Raw genomic sequence first — 21,236 nt, 5'->3', positions numbered from 1 at the left:
TAATGGTGAGCCATGAAGGACTCGAACCTTCGACACCCTGATTAAAAGTCAGGTGCTCTACCAACTGAGCTAATGGCTCTTAATGGCTGGGGATATAGGATTTGAACCTATGCATGACGGAGTCAAAGTCCGTTGCCTTACCGCTTGGCTAATCCCCATTATGTATTTAACAGGGCGATCAATGGGCCTTGGACCCACGAATGCCGTAGCCACAATTCGGTACGTTAATCCATTCGTCACGACCACCATAATAATAAAACTGGTGGAGGATGATGGATTCGAACCACCGAACCCGTAAGGGAGCAGATTTACAGTCTGATGCGTTTGGCCACTTCGCTAATCCTCCAAAATGGTGCCGGCGAGAGGACTTGAACCCCCAACCTACTGATTACAAGTCAGTTGCTCTACCAGTTGAGCTACACCGGCATATTAAGTTAAATGGCGGAACTGACGGGATTCGAACCCGCGATCTCCTGCGTGACAGGCAGGCATGTTAGGCCTCTACACCACAGTTCCAGAGGCATTTCCATCAGGAAATTAATTGCGGGGGCAGGATTTGAACCTACGACCTTCGGGTTATGAGCCCGACGAGCTACCGAACTGCTCCACCCCGCGACATTGAAGGTACTTCTCAATATTATTAATGGTGGAGGCTGAGGGGATCGAACCCCCGACCCTCTGCTTGTAAGGCAGATGCTCTCCCAGCTGAGCTAAGCCTCCATACTACTATGACCCGTAGGGGATTCGAACCCCTGTTACCTCCGTGAAAGGGAGGTGTCTTAACCCCTTGACCAACGGGCCACATATCTATTATAAGAGCTGGCGGAGAGAGAGGGATTCGAACCCTCGAGACGCTTTTGGCGCCTACACGATTTCCAATCGTGCTCCTTCGGCCAACTCGGACACCTCTCCATATGGCTCCCCGAACAGGACTCGAACCTGTGACAACTCGATTAACAGTCGAGTGCTCTACCAACTGAGCTATCAGGGAATATTGGTGGAGCCAAGGGGGATCGAACCCCTGACCTCCTGCGTGCAAGGCAGGCGCTCTCCCAGCTGAGCTATAGCCCCATCTTAGAAATAACCATTAAAATTCTGATTATGTAGAGGTTAGTCTTACAGGCGAAAAAAAATCCCCAGAGAAGGGGCTTATGCTTGGCGGCGTCCTACTCTCCCAGGACCCTGCGGTCCAAGTACCATCGGCGCTGGAGGGCTTAACGGTCGTGTTCGGGATGGGTACGTGTGGAACCCCTCCGCTATCGCCACCAAACATGAATTTGCCTCGCAAATTCTAACTTCAAGGTTACACCCTGAAAACTGGATCCGAAACTTCATTGCGCCTTATCTTTAGGATAAGCCCTCGACCGATTAGTATTGGTCAGCTCCATGCATTACTGCACTTCCACCCCCAACCTATCTACCTCGTCGTCTTCAAGGGGTCTTACATACTGGGAAATCTCATCTTGAGGGGGGCTTCACGCTTAGATGCTTTCAGCGCTTATCCCTTCCGTACATAGCTACCCAGCGGTGCTCCTGGCGGAACAACTGGTACACCAGCGGTACGTCCATCCCGGTCCTCTCGTACTAAGGACAGCTCCTCTCAAATTTCCTACGCCCACGACAGATAGGGACCGAACTGTCTCACGACGTTCTGAACCCAGCTCGCGTACCGCTTTAATGGGCGAACAGCCCAACCCTTGGGACCTACTTCAGCCCCAGGATGCGATGAGCCGACATCGAGGTGCCAAACCTCCCCGTCGATGTGGACTCTTGGGGGAGATAAGCCTGTTATCCCCAGGGTAGCTTTTATCCGTTGAGCGATGGCCCTTCCATGCGGTACCACCGGATCACTAAGCCCGACTTTCGTCCCTGCTCGACTTGTAGGTCTCGCAGTCAAGCTCCCTTCTGCCTTTGCACTCTTCGAATGATTTCCAACCATTCTGAGGGAACCTTGGGGCGCCTCCGTTACTCTTTAGGAGGCGACCGCCCCAGTCAAACTGCCCACCTGACACTGTCCTCGTACCGGATCACGGTACCAAGTTAGAACCTAGATACGATCAGGGTGGTATCCCAAGGATGCCTCCTCTCAAGCTGGCGCTCAAGATTCAACGGCTCCCACCTATCCTGTACAGATCGTACCCAAATTCAATATCAAGCTGCAGTAAAGCTCCATGGGGTCTTTCCGTCTTGTCGCGGGTAACCTGCATCTTCACAGGTATTAAAATTTCACCGGATCTCTCGTTGAGACAGCGCCCAAGTCGTTACGCCATTCGTGCGGGTCAGAATTTACCTGACAAGGAATTTCGCTACCTTAGGACCGTTATAGTTACGGCCGCCGTTTACTGGGGCTTCGGTTCATAGCTTCGCTCCGAAGAGCTTACCACTCCCCTTAACCTTCCAGCACCGGGCAGGCGTCAGCCCGTATACTTCGCCTTGCGGCTTCGCACAGACCTGTGTTTTTGCTAAACAGTCGCTTGGGCCTTTTCACTGCGGCCCCCTCGGGCTATTCACCCTACCGAGGCACCCCTTCTCCCGAAGTTACGGGGTCATTTTGCCGAGTTCCTTAACGAGAGTTCTTCCGCGCGCCTTAGAATTCTCTTCTCGCCTACCTGTGTCGGTTTGCGGTACGGGCACCTTCTCCTGGCTAGAGGCTTTTCTTGGCAGTCTGAGATCATGACCTTCGCTACTATAATTTTCGCTCCCCATCACAGCCCAGCCTTACGATGTGCGGATTTGCCTACACATCAGCCTCACTGCTTAGACGGACATCCATCAGTCCGCGTCACTACCCTACTGCGTCACCCCATTGCTCATCACGGATTACGGTGGTACAGGAATTTCGACCTGTTGTCCTTCGACTACGCCTATCGGCCTCGCCTTAGGTCCCGACTTACCCTGAGCGGACGAACCTTCCTCAGGAACCCTTAGGCTTTCGGCGGATCTGATTCTCACAGATCTTTTCGTTACTCATACCGGCATTCTCACTTGAATGCAGTCCAGCGCTCCTTCCGGTACACCTTCAACCCGCATTCAACGCTCCCCTACCCCTGATGCAAAGCATCAAGCCATAGCTTCGGTGGTGTGTTTAGCCCCGTTACATTTTCGGCGCAGAGTCACTCGACCAGTGAGCTATTACGCACTCTTTCAATGGTGGCTGCTTCTAAGCCAACATCCTGGTTGTCTGTGCAACTCCACATCCTTTCCCACTTAACACACACTTGGGGACCTTAGCTGATGGTCTGGGCTGTTTCCCTTTCGACAATGGATCTTAGCACTCACTGTCTGACTCCCGGAACTAAATCTATGGCATTCGGAGTTTGACTGAGCTTGGTAACCCTTGCGGGCCCCGCACCCAATCAGTGCTCTACCTCCACGATTCTTCTTTCCGAGGCTAGCCCTAAAGCTATTTCGGGGAGAACCAGCTATCTCCGGGTTCGATTGGAATTTCTCCGCTACCCCCACCTCATCCCCGCATTTTTCAACATGCGTGGGTTCGGGCCTCCAGTGCGTGTTACCGCACCTTCACCCTGGACAGGGGTAGATCACCCGGTTTCGGGTCTACGTCCACGTACTCAGTCGCCCTATTCAGACTCGCTTTCGCTGCGGCTTCAGCTCTTCACCTTAACCTTGCACGGGAACGTAACTCGCCGGTTCATTCTACAAAAGGCACGCCATCACCCATAGATCGGGCTCTGACTTCTTGTAAGCACACGGTTTCAGGATCTATTTCACTCCCCTTCCGGGGTGCTTTTCACCTTTCCCTCACGGTACTGCTTCACTATCGGTCGCCAGGGAGTATTTAGCCTTGGCAGATGGTCCTGCCGGATTCATACGGGGTTTCACGTGCCCCGCACTACTCGGGATCCGTCTCGGAGAGAACAAGTTTTGAACTACAGGGCTTTTACCTTCTCTGGCGGGCCTTTCCAGACCTCTTCATCTAACCGGTTCCTTTGTAACTCCATGTGAGACGTCCCACAACCCCAAGGAGCAAGCTCCTTGGTTTGGGCTAATCCGCGTTCGCTCGCCGCTACTGACGGAATCACTATTGTTTTCTCTTCCTCAGGGTACTTAGATGTTTCAGTTCCCCTGGTCTGCCTCTCACTCACCTATGAATTCAGTGAGTAGTGACTGTCGATGAAGACAGCCGGGTTTCCCCATTCGGACATCCCCGGATCAAAGCTTGCTTACAGCTCCCCGAGGCCTTATCGTTGTTCGCCACGTCCTTCGTCGGCTCCTGGCGCCTAGGCATCCTCCGTGTGCTCTTTGTAGCTTAACCTAGTATCTACATTGTAAATACGATATGCTACCTTTATTTCACTTGTTTACACAAGATCAGCTTAAAGGAATATTCTAAAACGCAATTTCGTTTCGGTATCCAGTTTTCAAGGTGCAATTCGAGAGTTTGAACCCTCAAAACTGAGCAACGAGTGAGTAAGTTTGAAGCTTATGCTTCATATTTGAATGTTTCCATTGCAGGAAACGATTCTCCATAGAAAGGAGGTGATCCAGCCGCACCTTCCGATACGGCTACCTTGTTACGACTTCACCCCAATCATCTACCCCACCTTCGGCGGCTGGCTCCTTGCGGTTACCTCACCGACTTCGGGTGTTGTAAACTCTCGTGGTGTGACGGGCGGTGTGTACAAGACCCGGGAACGTATTCACCGCGGCATGCTGATCCGCGATTACTAGCAATTCCGACTTCATGTAGGCGAGTTGCAGCCTACAATCCGAACTGAGACCGGCTTTTCTAGGATTGGCTCCACCTCGCGGCTTCGCTTCCCGTTGTACCGGCCATTGTAGTACGTGTGTAGCCCAGGTCATAAGGGGCATGATGATTTGACGTCATCCCCACCTTCCTCCGGTTTGTCACCGGCAGTCTGCTTAGAGTGCCCAGCTTGACCTGCTGGCAACTAAGCATAAGGGTTGCGCTCGTTGCGGGACTTAACCCAACATCTCACGACACGAGCTGACGACAACCATGCACCACCTGTCTCCTCTGTCCCGAAGGAAAGGCCTATCTCTAGACCGGTCAGAGGGATGTCAAGACCTGGTAAGGTTCTTCGCGTTGCTTCGAATTAAACCACATACTCCACTGCTTGTGCGGGTCCCCGTCAATTCCTTTGAGTTTCAGTCTTGCGACCGTACTCCCCAGGCGGAATGCTTAATGTGTTAACTTCGGCACCAAGGGTATCGAAACCCCTAACACCTAGCATTCATCGTTTACGGCGTGGACTACCAGGGTATCTAATCCTGTTTGCTCCCCACGCTTTCGCGCCTCAGCGTCAGTTACAGCCCAGAGAGTCGCCTTCGCCACTGGTGTTCCTCCACATCTCTACGCATTTCACCGCTACACGTGGAATTCCACTCTCCTCTTCTGCACTCAAGCTCCCCAGTTTCCAGTGCGACCCGAAGTTGAGCCTCGGGATTAAACACCAGACTTAAAGAGCCGCCTGCGCGCGCTTTACGCCCAATAATTCCGGACAACGCTTGCCCCCTACGTATTACCGCGGCTGCTGGCACGTAGTTAGCCGGGGCTTTCTTCTCAGGTACCGTCACTCTTGTAGCAGTTACTCTACAAGACGTTCTTCCCTGGCAACAGAGCTTTACGATCCGAAAACCTTCATCACTCACGCGGCGTTGCTCCGTCAGGCTTTCGCCCATTGCGGAAGATTCCCTACTGCTGCCTCCCGTAGGAGTCTGGGCCGTGTCTCAGTCCCAGTGTGGCCGATCACCCTCTCAGGTCGGCTACGCATCGTCGCCTTGGTAGGCCTTTACCCCACCAACTAGCTAATGCGCCGCAGGCCCATCCACAAGTGACAGATTGCTCCGTCTTTCCTCCTTCTCCCATGCAGGAAAAGGATGTATCGGGTATTAGCTACCGTTTCCGGTAGTTATCCCTGTCTTGTGGGCAGGTTGCCTACGTGTTACTCACCCGTCCGCCGCTAGGTTATGTAGAAGCAAGCTTCTAAACAACCCCGCTCGACTTGCATGTATTAGGCACGCCGCCAGCGTTCGTCCTGAGCCAGGATCAAACTCTCCATTAAAGACCAACCGAAGTCGGTTTATAGAAAGAGCGATTAGCTCATTTTGAAACTGACGAGATAAAAAATATCTCTTGTTTGATTTTACGAACAAAATCATTTACTCACTCGTTGTTCAGTTTTCAAAGATCAAATTCTTTTTCGCTGCATTTTTCAGCAGCTATAAGATCATATCATGTTCATTTCAAAAATGCAAGGGTTATTTTTTTCTTCTTTTCGAAGGTTGTTTCGCCCTAGTTATTCTTTTTCGAAACGGCTGTTTTGTTGTCAGCTCAAATAATATACCATTTAGCTTTACTGATTACAACTTGTAAAAAATTCCAATTAATAACCGCCAACCGATTTTTTTCAACATCAGTTCTACAACTGTATCCATTAAACCTTTGAATTTGTTTTTCTTCATTATAGACATCGTGAGTATTTAACTGGATCTATTGCATGCAGGCAATTGCTTTAGAGCAAGCATCATTAGCTAAAGTCCGATAATGACCTTGTTTTTGAATACCATAAAACTAATGCATTTAAGTGTATATTGGAGCATGAAAATCGAGATCCAACAAATGCTAAAATGGCGGAGGGTCAATTCTCAATGGTTCTTCCATTGCTGGTCTGAAAGCATTTCCGGCATACGGCGCTTACGTGGCACCAAAACATGCAATTCAAGGTCTTACCAATGAAGCGAGCTGGCGATCCAGCAGTTGCAAAAGGTTCGCTTGATTCTCTCTGACGAAGCTTCCTATATAATTGGATCAACGTTAACGATTGATGTTGGCTTGGTACTTTTTAAAATTACTTACCCCAAAAAATAGCATCCTTGTATATTTCACATATATACTTTCCCATCACCGTCAGCATCACCCCCATACCTCTGGATCAGCATCAGGCTCTTCTTTTTTTCAGCAGAAAAGTAGCCTTCTTCCATAGGTTGTCAGTCCGGTCATTCTCACTACATGCAGAACCGTGAAATACAGTCCACTTACAGAACTAATCCGCGTCAGAGAATTCTTTTATAGAATGCACGTGGTAAAAGAGGCTGTCCTTTGAACAGCCTCTTTTCTGTAATATGTTTACTTATTTAATTCGTTAGTCTGTACGTTACTGATGGATGCCTGCTTTTATTGCTGAGTCAAAATGATTGGACCGTCTGCTGTAATTGCCAGCGTATGCTCGTATTGTGCCGACAAACCGCCGTCCAACGTACGCGCGGTCCAGCCGTCCGCATCAATTTTACTACGGTATGTGCCTGTGTTGAGCATCGGCTCAATTGTAATGACCATGCCCTCTTTCAAGCGTGGTCCACGGTGCGGAGGTCCGTAATGTGGAACCTGCGGTTGCTCATGCATTTCTTCCCCGATGCCATGCCCAATAAATTCGCGTACGACCGAGAAGCCTTCCGCTTCCGCGTAAGTTTGGATCGCATGGGAAATATCCCCAATCCGATTACCAACAACAGCTTGCTCAATCCCTTTATACAGAGACTCTTTGGTAACGTCCAACAGCTTTTGTGCCTGCTCAGACACATTCCCTACCGCGTACGACCAAGCAGAATCTGCCAACCAGCCATTCAGGTTCACAACCATGTCGATCGTCACGATGTCGCCGTCCTTCAATGGTGTTTTGTTAGGAAAGCCGTGGCAAATCACATCATTAGGTGAACCACAAGTTGCAAACTGGTAGCCGTTATAACCCTTTTGCTCCGGCGTTGCGCCGTGCTTCTTCATAAATGATTCTGCAAAGGCGTCAATTTCCAGTGTCGTAATACCCGGCTTAATCATTTTGGCAATTTCCCGGTGGCAAGCAGCCAAAATTTCGCCAGCTTTTTTCATATTTTCAATTTGTTCTTTGGTTTTAATGATAATCATTAAACGTTCTCCTTCTTATCCGTGTTCGTTCCACTTTTCGCTGCTTCTTTTTTCTGCTTCTATTGTAACGCTAAAAGCAGTGAAATGGAACCGATGTCAATTGATACCGTTTACAGGGGCTTAAACGGGGTTTATAATACTCCATAATTTGTATACAAGTATGCAAAATTATTTGCAAGATAGGAGTATTCTATGAAATATCCAACAACCTGGTTACAGGGCGCATCGCTTGGAGAGAGGATTGCTTGTGAACTCCGACTTCAGATTATACGCGGTATGCAGACACCCGGCACTGTTCTATCTGAGAATCAGATTGCTACCGATTTTGGTACCAGTCGTTCTCCTGTGCGTGAAGCCATGAAAGTGCTCTCAGGCGAAGGACTTATCCGTTTGGAGCGCATGGGGGCGGTTGTGATCGGCATGACACCCGGTGATATGGAGGAGCTATTCGACGTACGAATGCTGATCGAGCATTTTGTTGTTCAAAGGTATGTACATAGGGATAATACCATATTGGTAACCACTTTAAATCAGATGATCGACAAAATGGAAGTCGCTCTCAAGCACAGGGATATCGCTGAATTTTCTCTTCAGGATTTTAATTTTCATGAAGCTCTGGTTCTGGAAGCAGGCCATACCCGTATTCTCCATACCTGGAATGGTATGAGACAGTTGATCCTGACAGTTATGCTGGCTGCGACAGAACAACGATTTGCGTCTAACATCGAAGAATCTCAAGTCACAATTCGCAAGCACCGCACCTTTGCAAATGCTTTAAACCAAGCGAATGCCCAGGAGTTGTCACGACTTATCGATGAACATTATCGAGACACCCGCAACGCGGTTAACGATAGCGTTTTGTCCTCCTATAGAAAGACATTATCCTAGTTGCAACTTGCTTAGCAAAGAGCCAATGTACCGCGTCTTTATGCGTGCTCCAGCTGACGCGGCTCTTTTTCCAGACTCAATTGTCGACAAGTATACAATTATCTATACATATTGTTGCCTTCATTCTTTTAAATGTTATGGAACCATTCTCTCCCTGGTCGCTTTCGGTTTGATTATGCTGCTGAATGTGTTAATTTAACGATAATGAGCTAATAAGGTAAGTGAAGGGGAGAATGAATATGACTGAAACCCGATATATGATCGGCGTCGATATTGGCACAACCAGTACCAAGGCAGTGCTTTTCGAAGAAAACGGCAATATTGCCGCGCAGCATCATGTGGGCTATCCACTCCATACACCTGAGCCAGATGCGGCAGAACAGGACCCTGAAGATATTTTCAAAGCTGTCGTAGCGACGGTGCAAGAGGTCATGACACAAAGCGGAGTACCCGCCGAACATGTGCTGTTCGTCTCCTTTAGTTCGGCTATGCACAGCGTACTGGCGGTAGACAAGAACGGTAAACCACTGACCGCCTCCATCACTTGGGCAGATAACCGTAGTGCCAAATGGGCTGAAGCGCTCAAACATAAATACAATGGACACGATATTTACTTACGCACTGGAACGCCCATTCACCCCATGTCACCGCTGACGAAACTGATGTGGATTACACGAGATTTACCGGATGTTGCGGCCCAGACGTACAAATTTATTTCTATAAAAGAATATGTCTTTGCCCGGTTATTCCACCAATATGTCGTGGATCACTCGATCGCCTCCGCTACCGGACTCATGAATTTGAAGCAGTTGGATTGGGACGAGGAAGCGCTCACTATTGCAGGTGTGACGAAGGAGCAACTGTCCGAACTGGTGCCGACAACTCATGTGCTAAAAGGGCTTGACGCAGCCTATGCACATGACATGGGCCTGCTGGAGACGACTCCTTTTGTGATCGGAGCCAGTGACGGTGTCTTATCCAACCTCGGTGTGAATGCAATCAAACCTGGAGTTGTCGCTGTTACCATCGGCACCAGCGGAGCCATCCGTACTGTAGTTGATAAGCCTCTCACCGATGCCAAAGGGCGCTTTTTCTGTTACGCCTTGACCGAAAAGCTGTGGGTCATCGGCGGCCCGGTGAACAACGGCGGTATCGTTTTCCGCTGGATACGGGATGAATTTGCAGCCTCTGAGGTGGAAACTGCCAAACGCTTGGGAATTGATCCGTATCATGTACTGACCCAAATCGCGGAACAGGTGCGTCCCGGCTCGGACGGTCTGCTTTTCCTTCCGTATCTATCCGGCGAACGCGCTCCTCTGTGGGACCCAAATGCGCGCGGCTCCTTCTTCGGCTTGTCCCTGCGGCACAAAAAAGAGCACATGATTCGCGCCGCACTGGAGGGCGTACTGTTCAATCTGTATACAGTCATGCTCGCTATGGAAGAAGTCATCGACAGACCGTCAGTCATTCATGCCACGGGTGGATTTGCACGCTCGGAGCTATGGAGACAGCTCATGGCGGATATTTTCGACCAGGAAGTCATTATTCCCGAAAGTCTGGAAAGCTCATGTCTAGGTGCAGCTATTCTAGGCTTGTACGCGTTAGGGCGAATTGATTCGCTAGATGCAGTATCCGGTATGATCGGCACCACTCATCAGCATAAACCTGCGGCAGAGCATGTAGATATCTATCGCGATTTACTGCCGATCTATATTCGCATTTCCCGTAAATTTGAAGAAGAGTTCAAGGATATTGCAGAATTTCAGGCCAAGTCCCTACAATTTTAAATTAGTGGAACCTGTTCTAACACTGTTGCGTATTATCGTTTTATAAGACCTGTCTATGTCAGTTGGATAGGATAAGAAGGAGGATTAGACGATGCTCAAAAACTTACTGCACCGCCTGCTACATTCCACCTCTCATTCCCATAAGCGGCGATACAGCAGCTCAGATCGTTATTACGACCGTAAACGCCATTCTTCATCAGACGGATACAAGAACAGCCATAACGGTCACCGATATTACAAGGATAAACGCCGTCATTACTCCAGTTCCTAGCCAAACCACACGAAGCAGGGGCGGAGTACAACGTAACACAGAAGCAAACCACAGGCTCCTTAAACTTATAAAGCGAAGCCCCTTCTCATCAAGGGCCTTCGCTTTATTGTTGTGCGCCCTTCGTTTTGCAGAGCAACATCAGTGCACTTTACAGGAAATTGTCTATAACCGAAATTACATAAATTACAGAAACAGAGTTTTAGAGATAATCACCAGCAAAATAAACAGTACCAGAATCGCCCCTACAGAGGTCCAGGCACCTACACCGCAACCCATACCGCCTACTCCGCACATATGACTCATTTACAACACTCCCTTCGCTCATTTACAGGATCATTGTATGTAGACCTGGCCTAATGCGTAAGGGGGGCATTCCCCCATTTTTGCGGCGAATGCCTGTTTATTTTCAGCTACCATTCTGGATTAACCTCTAGCAGCAACAATGCCTCCTCCAGCTCCTGCATAAACTGTCGACTGTTTTCATAACGTGGGCGAATTTGAAAAAGCCGCTCCAATATATGACGCACTGGTTGACTTAATACTAATTCTTCCTGCCAGCTTCCAGGCGGTTGATCCGGCTGAGGCTCATAACTGCTATACAGCATAAAGAGCATGAAATGCCCGATATCGTACAAATCGCTGTAAAAAGCGACATCTTGTCGCTCAGGTGCGCGCTTTTCCAGCATGGCTTCGGTGAATACATCCTCCTGTCGTTCTCCCACGGCCAGAGCAAGCCCAAAGTCGATTAGGTACGGCATCCCTTCGCGGTGAATTACGTTAGGGATGCGGATATCACGATGGATATATCCCCGTTCATGCACATGCAAAACTCGCTCCATTAACTCTAAAATGTAGACGATACATTCCTGTTCCGTAAAGGAACGCTCCTGTTCAAAGATAAGCTCCTCCAAGGTCATACCGGAGACGTATTCCATGACCATATACATTTCGTCCGAATGTATGTCATTCTCAAGCAGCTTTGGAATATAAGGATGCTCCATCTGTCGCATAATGTGAGCCTCGCGCTGCAATAGCTGAACTGCCTGCGCTCGTTTGCTCGGTCTGGGCAGTTTGACCGCCACCTCCTGCCCGCTGTGCCGATCCAGACAGAGGTAGGTTAAACCATAGCTACCCATGCCTAAAAGCGAACGAACACAATAACGTCCGCTGAGCAAATCACCAGGCTGTTTGGGATAATCCATCCATGATTCATAAATATTCCGCAACCAAGCAAACATACTTAGATCCTTTCTTATACATGCCGCACCACGTTTCCTATGCGACTTGTCCTCGTATTCTTGTATTCCGTTATTATATCATCCACGCCAAAAGACCATCAGAACCGATTAGGTCTGATGGTCTTATTAGACAAGATAATGTTCGTTATGCCTCTCTACGGCTACGCGGTGTCAGACCGAGCCAGGACAACAGCGAACTGCGCGTTTTGCGTTGCCGGCCCTGGTAGGTACGTAAATTAGTGATTAACTGCCGATCCCGTTCTTCCTCGACCCTTTCTTTCATCCAACGTTTATGATCCTCCAGTTGGTTAGATAAGCTAACATTCTTCTCCACCAAACGGCTATGCTCTGCTTCCAGTTCCTCCAAACGGCTCCGCATTTCCGACAAAGCGGTTTGCACCATATCCTGCATCTGCGCCAGCTCTTGCGGCTCTACAGACTCCTGTGTTTGTACGGATACAGGTGCTTGCTCCAATCTATATTCAATGGCTGATGTCAAAGTCTGAAGCTGCTCCTGCGGTTGCATGGGTTCCTCCGACAATTCCTGAACGCTCATTTCATCCTCTAACTCTGTCAGCTCAACCGTAGCAGCAGCTTGCTCCTGCACGACTGTCTCTTCTCTGTTCTCAGCCGCCGCCATTATTTCTTGCCAGGTTGCGGTCAGTGACTCAGCATCCGAGATAGGTGGCAAGCGGAATTCTTCATCCTCCAGTTGGAAGGGAGCGGTTATTCGCTCAAGTACCACCTGAACGGATTGCTCCATCGTCATATGCTGCTCACGCAACGCCCTCCGCATCACCTTCAAACAATCAACATCCCCAGCACTGAACATTCTCGACTGATTAGCGGAACGCTGAAACACGTATCCCTGTTCTTCCAGCGCCGCTGCATATTTACGAAGGGTACTCGCCCCAATTCCCAGTTGCTTTGCTGCTTCCGTCGTCGACTTGCTTTCTTCCATTTAATCATTACCTCCCCGGATGGTATGGAAAGAAATAAGCTTGTATATGTAGAATTCGCGGAAAGTATTGGAAATCCTTTGGCAAAAATGTTCTAATAATGCAGACTACTAAGAACCTTTGTCATAAACGAATACATTATAAAAATACAAGAAGCGACATCGCTGAGAATGCCCCTTCACTATATACTCTTAAGGTTCTTTATGAAGCGTCACATAAATGTCACACTTCCAATAATATCATGGCAACATTTCTTCCATGAATATGGTCCATGTTATGATTTATACGAAAACCATTTATAAATAAATGGATATATTCTATCCTGCCCTCCCCTAAAAGAATATTGATAATCCTCGCTTATTCTTTAATTATTCCTAAATAGCTCTCCCTACTCACCTTTCGTTTTTAATTTATCGGAATGAGGGCAAAAAAATGGATATTTTCAAAAGATCAGCAATATGTTATGTTATGTAACGTAAAATGGATTTCAGGCATAATTTGTAGCATATTAACGTTCGCTGGAACGAGGAGGAAACATAAATGAAGGGGAAGGCAAGGAAAGTAGCGATTGTCGGCGCGGGAATGGTCGGTTCGAGCTGTGCCTACTCAATGGTCAATCAGTCCATTTGTGATGAAATCATGATGATTGACCGCACGTATGACCGAGCTTTAGCCCATGCACTGGATCTGTCCCATTGTATGGATTTTACGTCTACACGCACCAAGGTCCGTGCAGGCACATATGCAGACTGCACGGATATGGATGTTGTAATTATAACAGCTGGATCCAACCCTAAACCCGGCCAAGACCGCTTGTCTGTATTGGACGATGCCGTGCATATCACCAGAGAGATTGTGACAGCTATTATGGAGGGCGGTTTCGATGGTATTTTCGTTATTGCCGCTAATCCTGTCGACATTGTTACTTATCTGGTGCAGAGTATATCCGGTCTGCCGCGTAATAAGGTGATCGGCACAGGCACCTCTATTGACTCATCCCGACTCAAGACGTTGCTTTCTGAGGTATTTTCTATAGATCCACGCAGTGTGCAGGGGTATGCCTTGGGCGAGCATGGCGAATCCCAATTCGTGGCCTGGTCACACGTCACGATTGGCGGCAAGCCGCTCTTGCACATTTTGCGTCAGCATAAGGAACGATTCAGACACGTTGATCTGGATGACATCGCCCGTAAAACAAGGGATGCCGGTTGGGAGATTTTCACCCGCAAAGGTGCCACTTATTTTGGTATTGCCAATGCGCTGGCGTACATTACCCGTTCCATTTTGAATGACGATGGTAAAATTATAGCGATCTCTGCCGTATTGGACGACGAGTACGGACACACTGATGTCTGCACGGGCGTTCCGGCAATCATCGGCAGTAGAGGAATTCAGGAGATTATCGAACTTGAGCTAAATCCAGAAGAACAAGCCAAGTTCGACGCCTCTTGCCGCCTGATCAGCGAAAATATTCGCGCCATTTCAGACTTAGTGTAACCCCATAGAGCCAGTACCTTATTCAGAACACGAACCTGGGTACAGTAAAAAAGCTCCTTGCCCTCATTTAGGGCAAGGAGCTTTTACAGTTCCTATATTTCGTCTTATATCTCTTTATAACGAAATATCGTCAGGCCAGCCAACGCAAACAGGACAAAGCTACCCAGTACCACCATCAAGAGTGTATCCGTTGGCACCATGAACGCCCCAAAGTCGTCTCCCCCACTCGGCATCATCGCCAATAAAGGTTGTACCCACGGATAATACGGAGCATAGGTCTGAGAGTTGGCGATCAGCATATTGGGCACGGTGAAGACGAAATTCAAAGCAAGCGGTGCAGCAAAGCTAGACCACAAAAAGGACACCATCAGTTGCAGGGCGGCCAACGGCAGACAAGCAACCCAGCCTGCAAGCAGGCTTTGGGCGATCACGGTCCAAGGAATCGGCCCGTTCATCCCCTGCACAGCTCCAACACCCAGCAGCGCTCCTCCGAACAGCAGCTGAGTCAGTCCGACCATAGCCATAATGATGGTCAGCTTGGCTGCGTACAGACCCGTGCGGGACAACGGCAATGACATCAGCTGCTTCCAGCCGCCGCCCCCATGCTCGAAACGGCAGACTAGAGACCCAAACACGGCGGTCAGCATCGGCAGGAACAGCATTGCATGTATTGTAAGCATGGCAGCCAACAGCAACAGCCAGTTTCCTCCCGGATTCGCCAGTAAACCAACTAGGACGGCAATCGCCGGGCTGACGAGCGCAAGCAGCCAGACGGGCGATTTCGCCATTTTCAGGCGTTCGACAGAAAGTAACCGTACGTATCCTCCGAACATTACGCCACATCCTTTCGGCTAAAATGAGCTGCGGTCAGCAGGCTGAGAATTATACCTGTTGCGCATCCGATAGACGCGAATACCCACGCTTGTGGCGCAACCCATGCGAATTGCGGCCAAGCCAGCGGAAACCATTCGGACAGTTGGGAAGCGAATAAGCTGCCAATGCCTAACGTAATGCCCAGTGTTACAGGCAGAGCTTGATTATGGAACGTGACCGTTAGCCACAACAACAATACGAGTATAGGCAGCGTGCCGCCTAAGGGCCAGAACCCGAGCCGCAGTAGCTCCCCTATCGGTGCTGGCTCTCCCCCAAAGCCAAGAAGCATCCCCAAGGTCCAAGTCCCTACCGTCAAGAGTAGGCAGGACACGCACAGCATTCCAATGGCCAGGGTTAGCTTTGCCATATAAACACTAAATTTGGAAATAGGCAAAGCCAACAGCTGCTTCCAGGAGTTAGAGGTATGCTCCACATTCGCCAACATGGAAGCGACCATCGTAGCTCCTAACACAAGTGCAAGGGGAACAAACAGTGCGATGTTATCCATCAAGCTTTCCCATAAGCGGCCCTTATATCGCGGAATCAGATAGTCATAGCGGAGCCCAAAGTTCAGTCCCTGCATCGCCACCAGCCCAAGAGGACCGAGGAAGACCAGGAACCAGATTCCCTTTCTGCGTGCTTTGAGCAGATCTGCTGTCAGCGCTCGCAGCATCATAGGGAGCCCCCTCCTTTGCCCACCACCTGCATGAACATATCCTCCAGCGATTTGCGGCGTTCCTCCACACGATATACGGCATGTGTGTTTTCAACTAATCTTCTAACTAGCAGCGCAACAGCCGCATCATTCATGTTGTCAAAATCCAGCGCTGACCCGTCCTTCACTGAATGGTAGCCCTGTTCACGTGCAATCAATTGGGCTGCTTCCGGCTCCGATACTACGATCCGAATCCCCCCTGCGGACTCCTGACGAAGATTGTGAATCGTATTTTGGAAGACCAGTTGTCCTTCACGGATAATGCCGACGGTATTCGCCATATGCTCTACCTCACTCAGCAAATGGCTGGATACCAATACAGTGATCCCCCGCTGCTTGGGCATCGCCTGGATCAATTCGCGCATTTCCTGAATGCCCTCGGGGTCCAAGCCATTCGTTGGCTCGTCCAGAATAAGCACTTCGGGATTGCCGAGCAGGGCTGCTGCGATACCAAGTCTCTGCTTCATGCCCAGCGAGTAACCTTTAACCGGGCGTTTAGCGTGCTTGGTCAGCCGAACGACCTCCAATACTTCCGCAATGTTCTCTTTCGGCACATTCAAAATACGACGAATAGCCTCCAGATTTTCGACGGCGTTCAAATGACCATAATACGAAGGATACTCTACCAATGAACCGACTTTACGCAAAATATCGAGTCTATGTCTGCGAATATCTTTGCCGAATATACGGATCGTTCCTCGAGTTGGGCGAATAAGCCCAAGTAGCATGCGGATCGTTGTCGTTTTCCCTGCTCCATTGGGTCCGAGAAATCCGTAAATATCTCCCCGCGCTATTTTCAGGTCCAGCTGATTAACCGCGGCGCGGCCTTTGTATATTTTGCTGAGACTGTTCGTTTCAATGATTGATTCGTTCAAGTTCCTCACCTCGACACCTATCGTAACGCGCCAAGTTTAAAGCCAAGGGAACACTGAGTTTAAGTTTTGTTTAAAAAACAGATTCGTGTCCCGGCCGATGAACTGCAAATCTCCCTCTCCAAATTCATTTCGCGAGCCAATAGTTCTGTGATCGCCAGGCCAATTCCAGCTCCTTTTTCACTGGATTGCCGTTCCATTCCCGGGCCTTTATCTGCAATGACCAATGCCTCTCTCCCGTTAACCTTCTGAACTTGAATACCAATATACCGGCCTGAGGCAGCATGACGAACTACATTTTGAAAAAGATTATCCAGCAGACGGCGGAAGCCCTGCTCATCGACATTCCACACCATACTATGCTCGGGCAGGTCGATATCCACTTCAAAGCCTTCCTTTTCCCACACCGGATACCAGCTGGCCGCACACTCGCGCACCAGCCGCAAAATATCACGCGGTTCGTTATTCATGGTGTATTTGCCACTAGATAGGAGATTATAGGTCAGCAAGTTGTCGATCAGACTTCCAAGGTCTTTTAACTTATTTTCCATTAGTGTAATCGACTGCTTCCCTCTGCTGCTCAGGTTTTCTGCATCCAGTGTATACAGATGACTGCGCACAACCGTAAGCGGTGTTCGAATATCGTGTGACAGATCAGCGACCAGCCTCTTCCGTAGCTCCTCCTCCTGACGCTCACGTCCTCGGCTCTCTGCCAACTGTTCGACCATCCGATTAAAAGCCTCCTCCAGTTTGCCGATTTCATCCGGTCGACCGGTGGCAACGAGGATGGGCAACCCATCCTCTCCTCGCTGCGACATGGCAGCCTGAAGCTGCAACAACCTCCGCCGAATGCCTCCAAAAAACAGAAGAGATACGAATATAAAAGCTCCCAGAACCAATAGAATAAAAAGGAGATAGTACATCAACATGCCATTATCAGTAGACGACTGTTCAAAAAACGAACGGGGCACCTTTAATACCATATAGCCCTGATTCACATCATCCTTGCCCCCGCCGATAAAGGCCACGACTGTAAACGGCCCATCATAGCTGGCTTGCTTCATAAAAGCTATAGCCTGTGCCGCGCTCCATTGTTTTGGAATGTTAGGTTGGGTTGGCAGCTCTAATCTGGTTAACCCTGCGGTATCGACCCAAAATATTTGTGAATCCGGGAACATATTTTGCTGTATTTTACGCAGATGGGCTGAGACTTGCTCTGGATTAGCCCCCTTCAAAGCTATAGCTTCTCGGTGCCAGCTATTTTCAGTATGGGTCGTAGAGGGATAGTAAGGATTCGTAGGCTTGATATCCGTCTGCAAATTCAACAGTATGCTATATATTAAGGTTGTAACAGGCAATACAATGGGCAACAGCACCATAGCAAACACAATAATGACCAGATAGCGGAACAACAATGAATTACGAAACCGCCCTCCCTGACCTGGACGGGAGTTGAGATGTAATCCTGTCCACCTTTTACGCATACCGTTCATTATGCCTTCACCCGATAACCTACACCACGGATCGTCTCAATGATACGGGGTGTGGCAGGATCAATCTCCAGCTTTTCCCGCAAGTGCCGGATGTGGACCATCAAGGTTTTGTCTCCGTCGATATACGGATCTCCCCACACCGCCTCATACATTTGTTCCTTCGTCATAATCTGGCCCAAATGCCGCAGCAAATAAGCAAAAATATGATATTGCTTGCCTGTCAGCGTAATTTCCTCCCCGGTATCACGATTTACAATACGATTATCTGGAGGAAACACAGACAGATGCCCCAGTTGTAGAGATTCTTCGGATACGCTTCCTGATCGCCGCAGCAAAATTTCCATACGTGCTATGAGTTCATCGGGGTGAAAGGGCTTTGTCACATAATCATCAGCAAAATCCAATCCTTGCAGCTTATCGTCAATGGATGTACGGGCAGACAACATGAGAATGGGAAGCTCCGGGTACTCTTTCTTGAGCCGCTTCCCAATGGTGAACCCATCCAGACCGGGTAACATCACATCCAGAATCACGAGCTGGCACGTACGAGCTGCCTCCACAGCCCCATCCCCGCTGCGAAGCCAGGTTACAGCGTATTTTCGCTCTTCCAAATACTGATGCGTCCAAGCACCAATATCTTGGTCATCTTCGATGTATAGCACATTTGTTTTCATAATAGACACCTACTTATCGTTTTTCTTTTATGTAATGGGCATTATAGCATTTATGGTACATAACCCACTTAAAAAGGTTAATAACTACCTTATACGACATACGCTTCACAATTTCAAATTTGAATGCAGGTGAACAAGGAGGCCTATCAGATGCTGCTGGAAGCGATATACCACCACCCGAAACGTAATTGGGCTTTTGGTTATGATGATGAAACGATAATTTTACGGCTTCGTGCAAAGAAAAATGACCTGAATTCTGTTCACGTTCTTACCGTAGATAAGTACGACTGGGATCGTACTCGGCAGCTTATTTCGATGTCCAAATTTGCCACCGATGGCAGGTTCGATTACTACGAATGTACTGTAAAGCCTACTCACCGTCGGCTGAAATATGGATTTTTGCTGGAAGATGACGAGGAACGAATTTGGATGAACGAGGATGATTTCACGACCGAGGAACCTCAAAATGCAGACAGTCTGTTCCAATACCCGTTTCTAAATCCGATTGATATTTTGAAGCCACCCGCATGGGTGAAGGATGCAGTATTTTATCAGATTTTCCCGGAACGCTTTGCCAACGGCGACCCCTCCATTAGCCCGGAAGGTGCTGAGGACTGGGGTGGCACACCGCAAAGAGATAATTTTTTCGGTGGCGATTTACAAGGGATTCTCGATCATCTAGATCATCTAAACGAGCTGGGAATCAACGCCATATATATGACTCCTGTCTTCAAGGCGACGACCAATCATAAATATGATACTGAGGATTATATGGAGGTAGACCCGCACTTCGGGGACAAAAAGATATTAAAAAAGCTGGTGGAGGCCTGCCACGATCGGGGAATCCGGGTACTGCTTGATGCGGTGTTCAACCATTCAGGACGTACCTTTAAACCGTTCGTGGATGTACTGAAAAAAGGCGAAGCCTCACCTTACAAGGACTGGTTCCATGTTCATAGCTTTCCGCTGGAAGTGGTCGATGGCACCCCGACCTACGATACATTCGGGCTTGAACCGATGATGCCCAAGCTGAACACGGAACATCCTGAGGTAAAAGAGTACCTGCTGAATGTGGCAAAGCATTGGATTGAAGAGGTCGGTATCGACGGCTGGCGACTGGATGTGGCAGACGAGGTAGATCACGCCTTTTGGCGTGAATTCCGTACGACGGTCAAGCAGGCTAATCCGGAGGCGTACATTTTGGGCGAAATGTGGAACGAATCATCAGAATGGCTTCAGGGCGATCAATTCGATGCGACGATGAATTATCCATTCACCTATGCGGTGAATGATTTTTTCGTCAAAAAAGTGACCGATGCCCAGAGCTTCGCCTTCGCCATTGGACGCCAGCTTGCCCGCTATCCGCAGCAGGCATCCGAGGTTGCCTTTAATCTGCTGGATAGCCATGATACACCACGCCTACTGACGCTGTGCGGGGGCGACAAACGACTGATGCGGCTGGCTGCTTTGTTCCAGTTCACGTATATGGGCGCACCCTGCATTTTTTACGGCGATGAGATCGGCCTGGATGGAGATGCCGATCCAGGCTGCCGCCAGTGCATGGAGTGGGATACCGACAAGCAGGACCACGAGCTGTTCAACTTTTATCGTGAGCTGATCGCTCTTCGCAAGGCGCACCCTGTCCTTCGTGATCAAGGAAGCATCACTTTCCTGGAGGCACAACCGGAGGGCGCCTCACTCGCCTACGAGCGGCGCAGCGACGAAGAAGTGTTGCTTGTGCTGCTCAACCGTTCCGATGAGGATCACACTTTTGAATTGTCCATTCCAGAGCAGGAATGGCAGTTAGTCTTTGGCGAAAGCCGGTGGTCCGTGGGAGCAAAGGGGCTGCATGCCGAGCTTTTGCCTTACGGATATGCTGTGCTGAAGGCAACGCCTGTGCGATCAGTCAACTCTGCAAAAGAAGTTGACGACAAGATGCAAAGCAAGGCATAGGCTATGTAGACGCGGATGCTGATGAAAATACCTGCCGACTGTAAAAAAAGCAAGATCGCCGGGAACAAGTTATCCAACTTATTCCCGGCGATTTTTTTACGTTGAGGATA

The 21,236-nt window shown here is 49.1% G+C and carries 15 protein-coding genes, 11 tRNA genes and 3 rRNA genes; 6 read left to right on the top strand and 23 right to left on the bottom strand.

What is annotated here, in order from left to right; translation table 11 throughout:
* Positions 1-3: 3 nt before the first annotated feature.
* The 14 genes from PPM_RS02565 to PPM_RS02500 form a co-directional block, all read right to left on the bottom strand.
* Positions 4-79 (bottom strand) — tRNA-Lys (locus PPM_RS02565).
* 4 nt (positions 80-83) lie between these two features.
* Positions 84-158, bottom strand: a tRNA-Gln gene (locus PPM_RS02560).
* 102 nt (positions 159-260) lie between these two features.
* Positions 261-346 (bottom strand) — tRNA-Tyr (locus PPM_RS02555).
* A gap of 4 nt (positions 347-350) precedes the next feature.
* Positions 351-426, bottom strand: a tRNA-Thr gene (locus PPM_RS02550).
* A gap of 13 nt (positions 427-439) precedes the next feature.
* Positions 440-516, bottom strand: a tRNA-Asp gene (locus PPM_RS02545).
* Between the two features lie 25 nt (positions 517-541).
* Positions 542-615, bottom strand: a tRNA-Met gene (locus PPM_RS02540).
* 29 nt (positions 616-644) lie between these two features.
* Positions 645-720 (bottom strand) — tRNA-Val (locus PPM_RS02535).
* Positions 721-729: 9 nt separating this feature from the next.
* A tRNA-Glu gene (locus PPM_RS02530) sits at positions 730-801 on the bottom strand.
* A gap of 19 nt (positions 802-820) precedes the next feature.
* Positions 821-912: transfer RNA gene (locus PPM_RS02525), tRNA-Ser, on the bottom strand.
* Positions 913-915: 3 nt separating this feature from the next.
* A tRNA-Asn gene (locus tag PPM_RS02520) sits at positions 916-991 on the bottom strand.
* Positions 992-995: 4 nt separating this feature from the next.
* Positions 996-1,071, bottom strand: a tRNA-Ala gene (locus tag PPM_RS02515).
* Between the two features lie 82 nt (positions 1,072-1,153).
* Positions 1,154-1,270: ribosomal RNA gene (gene rrf / locus PPM_RS02510) — 5S ribosomal RNA — on the bottom strand.
* A 78-nt stretch (positions 1,271-1,348) separates the two neighbouring features.
* Positions 1,349-4,276 (bottom strand): 23S ribosomal RNA (locus PPM_RS02505).
* A 217-nt stretch (positions 4,277-4,493) separates the two neighbouring features.
* Positions 4,494-6,047: ribosomal RNA gene (locus PPM_RS02500) — 16S ribosomal RNA — on the bottom strand.
* The 16S, 23S and 5S rRNA genes sit together here with 11 tRNA genes alongside, the layout of an rRNA operon.
* 579 nt (positions 6,048-6,626) lie before the next feature.
* On the opposite strand from PPM_RS02500, the gene PPM_RS30550 reads away from it, so the two are divergent.
* Positions 6,627-6,761 (top strand): hypothetical protein, encoded by a 135-nt coding sequence (locus PPM_RS30550; protein WP_148266411.1) that lies wholly within the window; start codon positions 6,627-6,629, stop codon positions 6,759-6,761.
* 398 nt (positions 6,762-7,159) lie between these two features.
* Here the strand turns inward: PPM_RS30550 and map are convergent, their stop codons facing one another.
* Entirely contained in the window at positions 7,160-7,906 is a 747-nt protein-coding gene (gene map / locus PPM_RS02495) for a type I methionyl aminopeptidase (RefSeq protein WP_013369117.1), read from the bottom strand.
* A 192-nt stretch (positions 7,907-8,098) separates the two neighbouring features.
* Here map and PPM_RS02490 point away from each other — a divergent pair, with 192 nt between their 5' ends.
* From PPM_RS02490 to PPM_RS28285, 3 genes are all read left to right on the top strand, one after another.
* Positions 8,099-8,794: a GntR family transcriptional regulator gene (locus PPM_RS02490; RefSeq protein WP_013369116.1), complete on the top strand. Its 696-nt coding sequence runs from the start codon at positions 8,099-8,101 to the stop codon at positions 8,792-8,794.
* Between the two features lie 239 nt (positions 8,795-9,033).
* Complete coding sequence (gene gntK / locus PPM_RS02485; protein WP_013369114.1) at positions 9,034-10,581, top strand: gluconokinase; 1,548 nt, start codon at positions 9,034-9,036, stop codon at positions 10,579-10,581.
* Positions 10,582-10,672: 91 nt separating this feature from the next.
* Positions 10,673-10,852, top strand: a complete 180-nt coding sequence (locus PPM_RS28285; RefSeq protein ID WP_080567850.1) for a hypothetical protein — start codon at positions 10,673-10,675, stop codon at positions 10,850-10,852.
* A gap of 183 nt (positions 10,853-11,035) precedes the next feature.
* Here PPM_RS28285 and PPM_RS29825 read toward each other — a convergent pair whose 3' ends face one another.
* From PPM_RS29825 to PPM_RS02475, 3 genes are all read right to left on the bottom strand, one after another.
* Complete coding sequence (locus PPM_RS29825; protein WP_013369112.1) at positions 11,036-11,155, bottom strand: hypothetical protein; 120 nt, start codon at positions 11,153-11,155, stop codon at positions 11,036-11,038.
* A 107-nt stretch (positions 11,156-11,262) separates the two neighbouring features.
* Positions 11,263-12,090: a serine/threonine protein kinase gene (locus PPM_RS02480; protein ID WP_013369111.1), complete on the bottom strand. Its 828-nt coding sequence runs from the start codon at positions 12,088-12,090 to the stop codon at positions 11,263-11,265.
* Positions 12,091-12,235: 145 nt separating this feature from the next.
* A complete protein-coding gene (locus PPM_RS02475) occupies positions 12,236-13,051 on the bottom strand; it encodes a hypothetical protein (protein WP_013369110.1) in 816 nt (271 codons plus the stop codon).
* Positions 13,052-13,589: 538 nt separating this feature from the next.
* Here PPM_RS02475 and PPM_RS02470 point away from each other — a divergent pair.
* Positions 13,590-14,546, top strand: coding sequence for an L-lactate dehydrogenase (locus tag PPM_RS02470; protein ID WP_013369109.1), 957 nt, complete (start codon positions 13,590-13,592; stop codon positions 14,544-14,546).
* 104 nt (positions 14,547-14,650) lie between these two features.
* On the opposite strand, the gene PPM_RS02465 is transcribed toward PPM_RS02470, so the two are convergent.
* The 5 genes from PPM_RS02465 to PPM_RS02445 are packed head-to-tail and all read right to left on the bottom strand — an operon-like array spanning position 14,651 to position 19,173.
* Positions 14,651-15,379 (bottom strand): ABC transporter permease, encoded by a 729-nt coding sequence (locus tag PPM_RS02465; RefSeq protein ID WP_013369108.1) that lies wholly within the window; start codon positions 15,377-15,379, stop codon positions 14,651-14,653.
* A complete protein-coding gene (locus PPM_RS02460) occupies positions 15,379-16,095 on the bottom strand; it encodes an ABC transporter permease (RefSeq protein ID WP_013369107.1) in 717 nt (238 codons plus the stop codon). Before PPM_RS02460 ends, PPM_RS02465 begins: the two co-directional genes overlap by 1 nt.
* Positions 16,092-17,009, bottom strand: a complete 918-nt coding sequence (locus PPM_RS02455) for an ABC transporter ATP-binding protein (RefSeq protein ID WP_013369106.1) — start codon at positions 17,007-17,009, stop codon at positions 16,092-16,094. The genes PPM_RS02460 and PPM_RS02455 overlap by 4 nt, the downstream gene beginning before the upstream one ends.
* A gap of 59 nt (positions 17,010-17,068) precedes the next feature.
* Positions 17,069-18,499 (bottom strand): HAMP domain-containing sensor histidine kinase, encoded by a 1,431-nt coding sequence (locus tag PPM_RS02450; RefSeq protein ID WP_013369105.1) that lies wholly within the window; start codon positions 18,497-18,499, stop codon positions 17,069-17,071.
* Complete coding sequence (locus PPM_RS02445) at positions 18,499-19,173, bottom strand: response regulator transcription factor (RefSeq protein WP_013369104.1); 675 nt, start codon at positions 19,171-19,173, stop codon at positions 18,499-18,501. Before PPM_RS02445 ends, PPM_RS02450 begins: the two co-directional genes overlap by 1 nt.
* A 150-nt stretch (positions 19,174-19,323) precedes the next feature.
* Between PPM_RS02445 and PPM_RS02440 the strand changes: the two genes are divergently transcribed.
* Positions 19,324-21,126 carry an alpha-glycosidase gene (locus PPM_RS02440; RefSeq protein ID WP_013369103.1) on the top strand — a complete coding sequence of 601 codons (1,803 nt, stop codon included), beginning with the start codon at positions 19,324-19,326 and terminating at the stop codon, positions 21,124-21,126.
* Positions 21,127-21,236: the final 110 nt, after the last annotated feature.

It is taken from the genome of Paenibacillus polymyxa M1, assembly GCF_000237325.1.
Taxonomy (GTDB): domain Bacteria; phylum Bacillota; class Bacilli; order Paenibacillales; family Paenibacillaceae; genus Paenibacillus; species Paenibacillus polymyxa_C.
Note: the sequence above shows the minus strand (reverse complement) of the source record. Positions and strands in the feature narration are given on the sequence as shown.